Raw genomic sequence first — 13,748 nt, forward strand, 5'->3', positions numbered from 1 at the left:
GACAGCATGTCGATACGCGCGACCGAAACGGGATTCAACCCAGAATACAGTGATGACGCCCCTTCTTTTGAGGATATCAGCGACCAAAAAGGTATCACTATCATAGAGTTTGGCGCGCCATGGTGCGGCCACTGCCAAGCGGCTGAACCCGCAGTAAAAGCCGTGCTAGAAGCAAAGTCTTTCCCTCACACCAAAGTTTATGACTGTAAGGGCAAGCCTTTAGGGCGAGCCTTTAAGGTGAAGCTCTGGCCAACCCTGATCCTTCTTCGGGATGGGTTGGAAGTTGACCGCATTGTTCGCCCGATTCATGAAGACGAGGTGGAAGATTTGATTTCACAGGCGCGCTAACCGATAAGAAAAACAATTTGGATTAATACAATCAGGAACAGGATAAGGCTTAGTCCTTTCCAGAAACGTAATGGGTCGCTTTCTAAAAGCGGCCTGTTTTCATTGGAAGACTTAAACGCTGGGTTAGGTTTCATCAAATCCTGTTCAAATTCGGAAAGCGCATGATAGCGGGCTTTCGGGATAGGATGACAGGCTTTTTTGAGCGCCTCATCAAACCAATCCGGGGCACCGGGACAATAGACCGTTGCTGGCACATAGTTTTTTCGGTTTGCCGCTCTGGGGTTGGAGGCATTCACTGCTTTGTAAGGCAAATGTCCGGTCAAAAGCTCGTAAACTGTCATACCTAATGAAAATAAGTCAGAAGAGAAATTGGCTTTGTTGCCTTTGAGGTATTCCGGTGCCGCGTAGTTTAAGTCACCGACTGGATATCCTTCTTCCTCACTCCCCATTAACTCTTCCAAGCCTGCTGATTGCGCAGTACCGTAGTCAATCAAAGTCACATTCATGTCTTTGTCGACCATGAGATTATCCGGTTTGATATCGCGATGAACCACCGAAAGGCGTTGAAGCACCCGAACCGCTCGAATAGCCCCTTTTGCCAGCGTACGAACCTGAGTGAGCGTCGGCGTTGGATTATCGATCATCCATTGTCTGAGTGTGACACCTTCGATGTAATCGCAGACATGATAGAGGTATGGCGAATAACTCGATGGCGGATGTATCTTCATCACGCCGGGTGATTTCACCTGCTCACCAATCCACCCTTCCCGTATAAAGCCCGCAAGATAAACCGCATCATCCGCAAAGTTGAGCGATGGCATTTTCAATACATACTGACGGCCATCCAAGTCACTGCGCGTCAGGTAGATATGACTCCGACTTCCGCTATAAAGCACCCTCGCCACGGTGTAGTGGTCAATCTTCTGTCCTTCTTTCAGAACAGGCGGAATTTTTCTTTCTGATAAATCGCGAAGCGCTTCGCCATAGGTCGCAGCGGGAAGCGAATCGACAGCTAACAACAGGCAAGTGATATTGTCATCGCTGCCCAACTTATAAGCATCATCAACAAACGATGCCGCTAAGTGTTCTAGATCAGACGTGGTATCGGAAGCGTAGAGACGTTGGGCGATTTCCCGCTCTGTCATGGTGTCATGAATGCCATCTGTCGCCAGAAACAACAGATCACCACGCTCTAGTGCAACGGGCTGATAATCCACATTCAAGTGGCTATCAATACCCAGCGCTCGGGTTAAGTGATGTTGGGTTTTACTTTGGTAGTGACGATGATCCTGCGTAATCTGGGTCAGTCTGTGCTGACGCCAAAGGTAGACACGGCAATCGCCGACATGAAAAACATGGGCGGTATTCGATTTCACAATCACTGAGCAAAAAGCCGCCACCATAGCACTGGCTTGCGTGCCTGCTTGTTGTCCATGATGGTAAAGCCAGTAATTGAGGGATTTCATCACCTTGCCAGCGGCATCTTTCACTGGCCAGGTAATCGGCGTGTCGAGGTAGTTGTTGACGAATTCAGTCACGCCCATTTCACTGGCTTTCTGACTGACTTCACTGGTGCTGACACCATCCGCTATCGCCGCTACCACACCTTTGTGTTTCAGCTCGCTTGCCTTTTTTGGCAAGTAAACAGCAAAAGCATCCTGATTAGGTGGCTTGCGCCCGGCAACCGAGCTGCCACCTGCACGAACGATCAAACGGGAAGCCGCTTCCTGCGTCTCCCCGTTTTCAGTGCCGGCAGCGCCATACGACGCTGCCTGTTCATGAAACTCTGGTTTCATACTTATGCTTTCGCCACATCAATCATGGTGATTGAACCATCATCATTCACTTCAGCAATCTGGCCTGACGGCTCTTCCATAAAGAGTAGCGTGACAAAGCCAAGAACCGCGGTACCTGCAATGATGTAGAAGAAAGTGCTGTAATCAACCAGCGACAAAATCGTCAGATAAGTCACTGCACCCACGTTACCATAAGCACCTGTCATACCTGCGATTTGACCCGTCATGCGACGCTTGATCAGTGGCACGGCCGCAAATACTGCACCTTCACCGGATTGTACAAAGAACGAACAACCCATTGCCGCTACAACCGCCAGCCAAACTGGCCACGCGCTGTCGACTTGACCCATCACGAAGTAACCCAATGCCAGACCCGCAGTGAGGATAAGCAGTGTTGGTTTACGACCGAATTTATCAGACAACCAGCCGCCACCAGGACGTGACATCAGGTTCATGAAGGCATAAGCGGATGCCACCATACCCGCCACTACAGGTGTCAGTTCAAAGGTTTCAGAGAAGAACAGTGGCAGCATTGAAACCACAGCCAACTCAGAACCAAAGGTCGCAAAGTACAGCACATTAAGCACAGCAACCTGCTTAAATTGGTAGCGGTGAATTTCTGGCACCTCTTCTTTAAAGACGTGCTTGTTCACTTTCCAAACTTGGGAAGCATCAAACAGGTAGATGCCCGCAAGTACCGCATAAATACCGTACACAGCTGCATCAGAGAACATGCCGATACCGCTTGGAGAAAGTTTCCAAGCCAACAATGCCAGTGCACCGTACATTGGGGTTTTCATGAATAGCAGAAGGTAGAAGTCGCCTTTTGAGGTGACTTCCATTGCGCCGCCGTTCTTTGGTTTGTAGTAGGTTGCACCTTTTGGCGTATCCGTTACGTTGCGATAAAACACGAAAGAGAAAGCCAGGCTTATCAAGCCAGTGATACCCATAGCGTAACGCCAGCCATCTTCACCACCGAACATCACAGCCACGGTTGGCAGGGTGAATGCAGCGGCTGCTGAGCCGAAGTTACCCCAGCCACCGTAGATACCTTCTGCAGTGCCCAGTTCATTGTGAGGGAACCACTCAGACACCAGACGGATACCGATAACAAAGCCTGCACCGATAAGACCCAGTGCAAAACGGGCAATGGCAGCTTGAACGAAGCTATCTGAAAGTGCGAAAACAAAACAAGGGATGGAACAGATAGCAAGCAGTAAAGAATAGATTAGCCGCGGCCCATATTTATCCGTAAGCATGCCGATTAAGACACGCGCTGGAATGGTAAAAGCAACGTTGAGAATAAGCAGAGTTTTAATTTCTGCGGTGGTTAAGCCGAGCGATTCTTTTACCGATTGCAGCAATGGCGCAAAGTTAAACCACACCACAAAGGTAATAAAGAATGCGAACCAACTTAAATGGAGAATTTTCATTTTTCCGGTAAAGGAAAATATATTGAACTTGTCACTAGATGACATTATTGACTTCCTCTTCAAACAAACAATCCCTGTGCCGTGATGTTTGAATCACAGCAAACTTAATTTGAAAATTTTTAACTTCCCCTGATTGGGTAATCAGGGGAATAAATATTTAAACCAGACTCAGTTGCACAGCACCTTCATGACAACGGACCGGGTAGGTGGTGATCGATACGTTTTCGTCTTCCAGACAAATACCGCTATCTAAGCAAAAATGCTGTTTATAGAGCGGTGAGGCGATCACTGTTTTGTCACCTATCGAGCCGATCATTCCGCGAGAAAGCACATTCGCTTTGCCGATTGGATCATAATTATCAACGGCATATAGCGAGTCTGTTCGGCCACAAAGAAATACCGCCACCTGCTTGTCTTCCAACAACGCGCACACGCCGGTGTTTTTGACCAAGTCAGACTTTTCACAAATGGTTTGCCACTGGCTCATTGCTTTCTCCTTAACTTTCCAGCGTGACGATATCGATACTTTGCGATGCAAGTTCAGCAGGAATACGCTGACCACGAACAGTTTGATATTTCAAACTCTCATCCTGCGCTTCGCTATTAACGAAATGTTTGAAGCGCTTGAGTTTCTCAGGCGATTCAATGGTGGTTTTCCACTCGCATTGATAGTTACCCAGGCTTGCCGCCATTTCTGCTTCCAGCTCTTCACCAATGTTGAGCTTGTCTTCGATCACCACTTGACGCAGGTAGTCCAATCCTCCTTCGAGGTTTTCTAGCCAAACTGACGTGCGTTGCAAGCGGTCTGCGGTTCGGATGTAGAACATCAACACGCGGTCGATGTATTTAATCAGGGTTTCACTATCAAGGTCTGATGCGAATAAATCAGCGTGACGCGGGCGCATACCGCCATTGCCACAAACATAGAGGTTCCAGCCGTTTTCTGTCGCGATAATACCGATGTCTTTTGATTGCGCTTCTGCACACTCGCGGGTACAACCTGATACGGCGAACTTCAGTTTGTGCGGCGATCTCAGGCCTTTGTAGCGGTTCTCGATATCAATCGCAAAGCCAACGCTGTCATCCACGCCGTAACGACACCAGGTCGAGCCAACACAAGACTTCACCGTACGCACTGATTTCCCGTAGGCATGGCCGGTTTCGAAACCTGCATCGACCAGAATTCGCCATATTTCAGGCAGTTCGTGAAGTTGCGCGCCGAAAAGGTCGATACGCTGACCACCGGTCACTTTGGTGTAGAGGTCAAACTGCTTAGCCACCTGACCCAGTACAATCAGTTTATCCGGCGTGATCTCACCACCAGCCACGCGCGGAACGACGGAATATGTTCCGTCTTTTTGCATGTTGCCAAGGTAGATGTCGTTGGTGTCCTGCAATCCCATATGTTCTTCTTTCAACACATAGTCATTCCAGAAAGACGCCAGAATCGAGCCGACAGCAGGTTTACAGACGTCACAGCCCAGTCCTTCACCATGGCTGTCTAACAGTTCGTCGAACGTTTTGATTTTCTTGATACGAACAATGTCAGCCAGTTCCTGGCGGGTGTAATGGAAGTGCTCACAAAGGTTGTTGTTTACCTCATGGCCTAGCGCTGCCAGCTCTGCGTCCATCACCTGCTTGGCAAGTGCTGAACAACCGCCACATCCGCTTGATGCTTTGGTTTCCGCTTTAAGATCGGCCATGTTGGTGCAACCCGCGACAACGGCTGATTTGATGTCTGCTTTAGTGACGTCATAACAAGAACAGATTTGTGCTTCATCAGGAAGGTTTGCAACACCAGCAGCGCCAGAGTCTGAGGAAGCCGCATCGCCAGACAGAAGCAACACTGAGGGGTATTCTGGCAATGGCATGTCGTTCAACATGGTTTGCAGCAGAGTTGGGTAACTTTCGGTATCCCCGACCAGCACAGCCCCCAGCAGTTTGGTACCATCTTCAGAGACAATAATGCGTTTGTAGATTTGCTCCACACTGTCGGCGTAAGTGTATGATTGCGCGCCAGGCGTGTTGCCTTGCGCATCACCAATGCTTGCTACATCCACACCCAGCAACTTGAGCTTGGTGCTCATATCAGCGCCTTTAAAAGCGGCTTCTTCACCGCAAATATTGGCGACGGCCACCTTGGCCATTTGATAGCCCGGTGCCACCAAACCAAAGATTTTGCCCTGCCACAGTGCACATTCGCCAATGGCGTAAACATCCTCTTCATTGGTCTGACACTGATCGTTAATCACAATCCCGCCACGCTCACCAATCTCAAGGCCAAACTCCCTCGCAAGCTCATCCTGCGGACGAATCCCTGCAGAGAAAACAATCATGTCAGTTTCAAGCTCGGAGCCGTCCGCAAACATTAGTTTGTAACGTGAAGTGCTGCCTGCCGTAATGCATTTGGTGGCTTTTTCTGTGTGGACTTTAACGCCCAGAGATTCGATTTTTTCTTTGAGCAGCTCACCACCGCCCTCATCCAACTGAACAGCCATCAATCTCGGCGCAAATTCCACGACATGGGTGTCAACGCCCATACATTTCAGGGCGTTTGCGGCTTCAAGCCCAAGTAACCCGCCACCGATAACGACGCCTGACTGGCTTTGCTTTCCAGAGGCTTCAATCGCTTCCAAATCTTCTATGGTGCGATAAACATGACAATGTGGTTGATCGTTACCTTCAATAGGCGGAACAAAAGGGTAAGAACCGGTAGCGACCACTAACTTGTCGTAAAAAACTTCTCTGCCTTTGTCTGTCACAACGCAGTGATTTTCAGCACGAATAGCGGTGACCTTCTCATTCAGGAAGTAGTGAACACCCTTTTCGTCGTAGGCTTCTTCACTGGTTAACATCAAATCATCCGCGGATTTCCCACTGAAATAGCCACTGAGCTGAACCCTGTCATAAGCCAGTCTTGGCTCTTCCGAGAAGGTCGTAATCTCAAAGGTGCCTTCAGCATTTTTGTCGCACAACTCCTCAATAAATCGGTGCCCAACCATGCCATTACCAATGACAACGATGCGTTTCTTTTCCATTGTTATTCCCTATGCAGAAAGCTTCTCTAGCTGTGTTTCAGCCTGAGAGATAAACCAGTTGAGGTCATCAGCCAGTGTGACGACCTCACCCACCACAACAAGCGCTGGGGACTTGACGCCCTCTCCTTGAATGGTGGCTTCAATTGAATGCAAATCGGCGGTAAAAACCCGCTGCTGCGGCGTGCAGCCATTCTCAATAATGGCGACTGGCGTGCTGGTAGAAAGGCCATGCTGACTCAGTGACTGAGCAATTTGCCCGACCTTCGACAAGCCCATGTAAAACACCAGCGTGTGATTCAGCGAGGCCAGCGCCTGCCAGTTGATGGAGAGCTCTTTTTCCGCATGTGCCGTGACGAAAGTTGCCCCTTGAGAAAGGCCCCGATGTGTCAAAGGAATACCTGCATAGCTGGTGCATCCTGACGCTGCGGTGATACCCGGAACGACTTCTACGGATATACCCTCACGGTGTAGCTCTAACATCTCTTCACCACCGCGACCAAACACAAAGGAATCACCGCCTTTTAAACGACAGATTCTTTTGCCGCGGCTGGCGAGTTCGATCAATAGCTGGTTGGTTTCACTCTGAGGAACGCTGTGCTTCCCTTTTGCTTTACCCACATACACCAGCTCGACGCCCTCAGGGATCAGATCAATGATTTCCTTGCTGACGAGTCTGTCATAAACCACCACGTCGCTATTCTCTATACAACGAAGTGCCTTAATGGTCAGCAAGTCCGGATCACCTGGTCCGGCCCCCACCAATGAGACGTGTCCTCGTTTAAAAGATGTAATTTTAACGGTGGACATCCTTGCCCCTCATGTCGCGTGTTATTCATCTCGCTAGAGCAATTTGGGTGCCATTAGGAAAACCTAGATTTAAAATCCTGATATAAAGTCATGTTTTTAAAAGTTATATTTTTACTGAAAAGCTTTAGAGAACCAGAATAAAAAATAGATTTAAAATAGATCTTTCGCTTCGAATTAGTGCATTGAGCTCTCATTAATGCACTGTTATTGCGCAATTTATTAATTTAATTTATTTGGCACTATTTCAGTGAAAGATAATATTTAAAACTTTTCCCATACTTATTCATTGGTTTTCATTAAATAAAAACTCAAATGCAAAAAATCATATTTAGCACCGAGTAGTTGGCGTGAGAGTTGCTTTATTCCCCTTAATAGAGATAAGAGAATCTCAAGAGGAATAAAATGACTAAAATAATGATTCCAGTTGGATAAAGTCGACATGTGCATATTGCGGAGTAGGCTGTGGCATTGAGGCCAAAGTACAAGCTGATGGAAAATTGGAAGTTCGTGGCGATGAAGAGCATCCGGCAAATTTAGGAAAGCTTTGCTCAAAGGGCTTAAAGCTGGGGGAAACCGTCACAACACAAGGGCGCATGCTTTCCCCTTCCGTTCACGGAGTAGATTGTTCATGGGATGACGCGCTCTCCCATGTCGCCTCCACCTTCAGCGATACCATCGCAAAGTACGGACAGGACTCGGTCGCGTTTTATGTGTCAGGACAACTGCTGACCGAAGATTACTATGTCGCCAACAAGCTGATGAAAGGCTTTATCGGCAGCGCCAATATCGATACCAATTCCCGGCTGTGTATGGCTTCTTCTGTCGTCGGTCACAAACGCGCATTCGGCGAAGATATCGTGCCTGGCAACTATGAAGATCTGGAACTTGCTAATCTCGTGATTCTCACAGGCTCAAACCTCGCATGGTGTCACCCGGTTTTGTATCAACGCCTTAAAGCCGCAAAAGCACGTCATGGCACTAAGATCGTAGTCATCGACCCACGGGAAACAGCAAGTTGCGAAATTGCTGACCTCCACCTTCCCTTATTCCCGGGCTCTGACATTGCGTTGTTCAACGGCTTACTCGCCTATATGGCAAAGCTGAATCAGATTAACCAAAAATATGTCGATCAACATACCGAAGGCTTTGATGAAGCATTAGAGCTCGCCAAGCGCTTCTCAAACATCACGTCAGTGTCTTTGGCTACTGGCCTCAAGACAGCCGATATTGAAACCTTCTACCAGTGGTTCCGCTCAACACCGAAAACCGTGACTGTGTATTCGCAGGGTGTGAATCAATCCACCAGCGGTACAGACAAGGTAAACAGCATTCTCAACTGCCATATAGCAACAGGTCGGGTTGGCCTGCCGGGCTCAACACCGTTTTCAATCACTGGACAACCTAACGCCATGGGAGGGCGCGAGGTTGGCGGTCTGGCAAACACGCTGGCCGCACATATGGAATTTGGTAATCCAGAACAATCAGAACTACTCAGTGAATTTTGGGAAGCATCCAACCTTGCGACAAAGCCAGGCCTCAAAGCCATGGACATGTTCGAAGCGATTGAGACAGGAAAGATTAAGGCTCTTTGGGTGATGGCAACCAACCCAGCAGTCAGCCTCCCGGAAAGCAACCGGATTAATGCGATTCTCGCCAGCTGTCCCTATGTTGTCGTCTCTGATTGCGTTGAAAGTAATGACACTCTGAAGTACGCCCACGTTCGTCTGCCTGCACAAGGTTGGAGCGAGAAGTCAGGCACTGTCACCAACTCCGAACGCCGGATTTCGCGTCAGCGTCGCTTGTTGCCTACCCCTGGTATGGGCAAACCCGACTGGTGGATAGTCAGCGAAGTCGCAAAGAAAATGGGATTCGAACAGCAGTTCAGCTACCGCTCGGAACTGGATATCTTCAACGAGTATGTAGAGCAAACCCGATTGGGAAATGAAGTCGGCACGTCAACCGCACGTGCCCTGACGCTGGAAAGCCTTTCAGATATGACGCCAGAAAGTTATCAATCTTTTGCGCCTAGGCAATGGCCTGCAAAAGATGGTGTTTGCCCGGAACGTCTATTCGGCGATGGGAACTATGCGACGCCGAATGGCAAAGGCAGGTTTGTTGCTGTTGATTACAAGCCACCCGCACTCTCTTTAAGTGAGCGCTATGGGCTTATATTGAACTCTGGGCGAATTCGAGACCAATGGCATACCATGACCCGCTCTGGGCTCTCTCCGTCGCTTTCAGAGAACGACAGCGTACCTCGGCTTGAAATTCACCCCTTTGATGCAGCCGATCGTGGAATTAAGGATGGTAACTTGGCGAAAGTCATCAGTAGCATTGGTGAACAAATCTTCATTGCTAAAGTAACCAGTACCGTTTCGGTCGGGCAATGCTATGCCCCTATTCACTGGACACATACCAACTGTTCAGATGGCAAGGTGTGCACTGTCATTCCTTCCAACACGGATCCGTTCTCCGGCCAGCCTGAGTTCAAAGCGACGCCTGTAGAGGTTAAATCGGTAAAAACTTATCTCGATGCGCAGATTGTTTCTAGATCCCCGTTGGATAAAACAAAACTCAATGCTATCCCCGCTGCTTTTTGGGTATCACAGCAATGTGATAGCGGTATTTTGTATTCACTCAAGCTAACCGTCAAAACATTGGAGTTGGAAGATTTGTTGGCTGCATTGATAGATGATGAACAGCCTACTCTGGTCACTGCATCCAGTGGCGAGGCGCAACGGGTGGTTTCTCTTCAGTCAGGAGAATTTGAACTTGCTGCTGCGATATATCCATCGTCGCTAGCCGGATCTCAACCGGATATTTCCCAGTTAATTTCAGCGGAAGCAGAGCCAGAAGTCATGCATGGTTTTCTTGCTGGCACGCTGAAAGCCAAATCGCGAACCATCTGCACCTGTAAAAAGGTCACCAAAGCAGATATTGAGAATGCCATCGATAACAGTGGCGTTTGTTCTGTGAAATCGCTGGGTGAGTCAACGGGAGCAGGAACCGGTTGCGGCTCCTGCGTGGCGGAACTGGAACAGTTTATTGGGAACGCAAAGCCGATTTCAATCATGCCGTATGAGCGTCAGGTTGAAAGCGCATGCGGCAAGTAGTCGGGCTTACTTGGCAAACAGCTTGCCTTCGATGTCTTTGAAGGCTTTAAATTCGAGCGCGTTTCCGGTTGGGTCAAGGAAGAACATGGTGGCCTGCTCACCCGGCTGGCCAACAAAACGGATGTAGGGCTCAATCACAAATTCGACGCCTCTGGATTTCAATCTATCAGCCAGTTGTTGCCAGTCTTCCATTTCCAGCACCACACCAATGTGCGGAACAGGCACTGACTTGGCATCAACAGCATTGTGATGAAGCTTGAGTGTGTTGTTTTCACCAATGTTTGGATCATGATGAATCACCAGTTGGTGACCATAGAGATTGAAATCAACCCACTCATCGCTGCTGCGCCCCTCTCCACAATTGAGGACATCCGCATAGAAACGTCGGGATTCTTCCAAGTGTCGCACTGGAATGGCGACATGAAATGGGGTTAATGCCATGACTTTCTCCTTGTCGAACTACTTCTAACCAGCCTACGCCAAAAATAACATTGTCATTGCCTTAAGGCTCGGAACAGGCACAAAAAAAGCACCCGAAGGTGCTTTTTCGTTTGGCGTGAAGAGATTACTTCTTCTTGCGCTTGTCAGTGATTTCCCACTTACCGTCGATAAACAGACCCGTCCAGCCAGAAGGCTTGCCGTCATCTTCGGTACGCACGTAGTTCTCTTTGCTCTTACGGCTAAAGCGAACCACTGCTTTGCGACCATCTGGATCTTCCGATGGTGCATCTGCCAGATATTTGAACTTCTCAGGCAGGCGTTCTTTGAAACGTGCCAGTTCTTCAACCAATGGTGCACGGGTTTCGCGCGATTTCGGGAAGTTACTTGCCGCCAGGAATAGACCTGATGCACCGTCACGAAGCACAAAGTACGCGTCTGAATTCTCACAAGGCAGTTCAGGGAAGTGTACTGGATCTTCTTTCGGTGGCGCGACTTCGCCGTTCTTCAGGATCTTACGGGTGTTCTTACAGGTTTCGCTGGTGCAATCCATGTACTTACCGAAACGGCCGTTTTTCAGCACCATGTCGGAACCACACTTGTCACACTCGACCACTGGGCCGTCGTAACCTTTCAGCTTGAACTCACCTTTCTCAACCACATAGCCATCACAGCTTGGGTTGTTACCACAAACATGCAGCTTGCGGTCTTGGTCGATGAGGTAAGCATCCATCGCCGTTTCACACTTCGGACAACGTTTCTTCGCACGCAGCGCTGCGGTTTCAACGTCTTCTTCCAAAACGTTAACGATGCCTTCTTCATCCATCAGGTTGATGGTGGTTTTACAACGCTCTTTCGGCGGCAGTGCATAACCAGAACAACCCAGGAATACGCCAGTCGATGCAGTACGGATACCCATCTTACGGCCACAGGTTGGACAGTCGATGTCGGTCATCACGATGCTGTTAGGCTTCATGCCACCTTCACCTTCTTCCAGCTCTGCTTTTTCCAGATCGCCGGTGAAGTCTTTGAAGAAGTTGTTCAGCACGTTTTTCCAATCTTCTGAACCCATCGCGATTTGGTCGAGATGTTCTTCCATTCGTGCTGTGAAGTCGTAGTCCATCAGGTCAGCAAAGCTGTCATCCAGACGGTCTGTCACAATCTCACCCATCTTCTCAGCGTAGAAACGACGCTGCTCTACACGTACATAGCCACGATCCTGAATCGTAGAAATGATCGCTGCATAAGTCGATGGACGGCCAATGCCACGCTTCTCAAGTTCCTTAACCAGTGCAGCTTCTGTGTAGCGTGCAGGTGGTTTGGTGAAGTGTTGCTTCGGATCCACTTTTTCCAAAGACAGAATCTCGCCCACATCAACATGCGGCAGCGTGGTGTCTTCGTTTTTACCCATTGGACGTTGAACACGTGTCCAACCATCAAAGCGTAAGGTGCGACCTTTTGCTTTCAGGGTAAATTCGCCTGCTTCCACAGTAATGGTGCTGGAATCGTACTTCGCTGGCACCATCTGACAAGACACAAACTGACGCCAGATCAGGTCGTAAAGACGATGTGCGTCTGGGTCCATACCCTGAAGTTCATCGGCTTTCACATCCACGCTTGAAGGACGGATCGCTTCGTGCGCTTCCTGTGCATTACCCTTTGAGCCGTACACATTTGCTGATGATGGCAGATAGTTGTCACCATACTCTGAGCCAATGAAACTGCGCGCAGCTTCAACTGCTTCTTTACTCAGGTTGGTCGAGTCAGTACGCATGTAGGTGATGTAACCTGCTTCGTACAGACGCTGAGCCAGCATCATGTCTTCTTAACACCGAAGCCCATGCGGGTGCTCGCAGCTTGTTGCAGCGTCGAGGTAATAAATGGTGCAGACGGCTTGCTTGAGGTTGGACGGTCTTCACGGTCAACCACTTTGTAAGTCGCTTTCTGCAGCGCAGCCGTTGCTGCCATTGCCTGCTCTTCGTTCAGCGGTTTAAACGCTTCACGATTTTGCTGGGCAACAACCAGACGCAACGCATTTTGGCTCGCCGTGGTGGTGTCAGTGTGAATGTCCCAGTATTCCATAGGAATAAAGGCTTTGATTTCATGCTCACGCTCAACCAGCAGTTTTACAGCAACTGACTGAACACGGCCCGCAGACAAACCACGCGCGACTTTTTTCCAAAGCAGCGGCGACACCATAAAGCCCACAACACGGTCGAGGAAACGACGCGCCTGCTGAGCATTTACGCCATCCATGTTCAGCTCGCCCGGTGCTTCGAACGCCTGCTGGATTGCGTTTTTAGTGATTTCGTTGAACACAACGCGCTTGAAACGGCTTTCGTCACCGCCAATGATTTCCCGCAAGTGCCAGGCAATCGCCTCTCCCTCGCGGTCCAAATCCGTTGCGAGATAAACGTGGTCAGCTTTCTCTGCCAACGTTTTCAGTTCCTGCACGACTTTTTCTTTGCCCGGCAGGATTTGATAATTCGCTTTCCAGTTGCGGTATGGGTCAACACCCATTTTGTTAATCAGCGCGTTTTTATCTTTCTCTTTTTTGATGCGCTCTTTCTCTTCCGCACTCAACCCTTTGGTTGAAACTGGCGTTGCTTTCTTGCCGCCTTGCGCGGCACCGGTAGGCAGATCTCGGACATGACCTACGCTCGATTTAACGATGAAGTCTTTGCCCAGATATTTATTGATCGTTTTTGCCTTTGCCGGGGACTCCACGATAACGAGAGATTTACCCATAGTGACCCAATACGCCCTCGCGTTTCT

General features: G+C 49.1%; 8 protein-coding genes and 1 pseudogene. 2 read left to right on the forward strand and 7 right to left on the reverse strand.

All coding sequences use genetic code 11. The features are described 5' to 3' along the window. Window positions 1-6 precede the first annotated feature (6 nt). Window positions 7-348: a thioredoxin family protein gene (locus G5S52_RS05170; RefSeq protein ID WP_165012071.1), complete on the forward strand. Its 342-nt coding sequence runs from the start codon at window positions 7-9 to the stop codon at window positions 346-348. On the opposite strand, the gene G5S52_RS05175 is transcribed toward G5S52_RS05170, so the two are convergent. The 5 genes from G5S52_RS05175 to cobA all read right to left on the reverse strand — a co-directional run bounded on the left by G5S52_RS05175 (window position 345) and on the right by cobA (window position 7,422). Continuing rightward, entirely contained in the window at window positions 345-2,144 is a 1,800-nt protein-coding gene (locus G5S52_RS05175; protein WP_165012072.1) for a bifunctional protein-serine/threonine kinase/phosphatase, read from the reverse strand. The genes G5S52_RS05170 and G5S52_RS05175 overlap by 4 nt on opposite strands. Before the next feature lie 2 nt (window positions 2,145-2,146). After that, window positions 2,147-3,622: a NarK family nitrate/nitrite MFS transporter gene (locus G5S52_RS05180; protein ID WP_165012073.1), complete on the reverse strand. Its 1,476-nt coding sequence runs from the start codon at window positions 3,620-3,622 to the stop codon at window positions 2,147-2,149. Window positions 3,623-3,734: 112 nt separating this feature from the next. Further along, the gene (gene nirD / locus G5S52_RS05185) at window positions 3,735-4,064 is read right to left on the reverse strand and encodes a nitrite reductase small subunit NirD (RefSeq protein WP_002540180.1); all 330 of its coding nucleotides are present in this window, start codon (window positions 4,062-4,064) and stop codon (window positions 3,735-3,737) included. 10 nt (window positions 4,065-4,074) lie between these two features. After that, complete coding sequence (gene nirB / locus G5S52_RS05190) at window positions 4,075-6,615, reverse strand: nitrite reductase large subunit NirB (protein WP_165012074.1); 2,541 nt, start codon at window positions 6,613-6,615, stop codon at window positions 4,075-4,077. Window positions 6,616-6,624: 9 nt separating this feature from the next. Continuing rightward, window positions 6,625-7,422: a uroporphyrinogen-III C-methyltransferase gene (cobA, locus tag G5S52_RS05195; RefSeq protein ID WP_165012075.1), complete on the reverse strand. Its 798-nt coding sequence runs from the start codon at window positions 7,420-7,422 to the stop codon at window positions 6,625-6,627. Between the two features lie 428 nt (window positions 7,423-7,850). Between cobA and G5S52_RS05200 the strand changes: the two genes are divergently transcribed. Further along, entirely contained in the window at window positions 7,851-10,535 is a 2,685-nt protein-coding gene (locus G5S52_RS05200; RefSeq protein ID WP_165012125.1) for a nitrate reductase, read from the forward strand. Between the two features lie 6 nt (window positions 10,536-10,541). On the opposite strand, the gene G5S52_RS05205 is transcribed toward G5S52_RS05200, so the two are convergent. Continuing rightward, window positions 10,542-10,976, reverse strand: coding sequence for a VOC family protein (locus G5S52_RS05205; RefSeq protein WP_165012076.1), 435 nt, complete (start codon window positions 10,974-10,976; stop codon window positions 10,542-10,544). A gap of 124 nt (window positions 10,977-11,100) precedes the next feature. Then, window positions 11,101-13,721: pseudogene (gene topA, locus G5S52_RS05210) on the reverse strand (type I DNA topoisomerase). Window positions 13,722-13,748 lie beyond the last annotated feature (27 nt).

This window comes from Grimontia sedimenti, from assembly GCF_011045095.1.
In the GTDB taxonomy this organism is placed as follows: Bacteria; Pseudomonadota; Gammaproteobacteria; order Enterobacterales; family Vibrionaceae; genus Enterovibrio; species Enterovibrio sedimenti.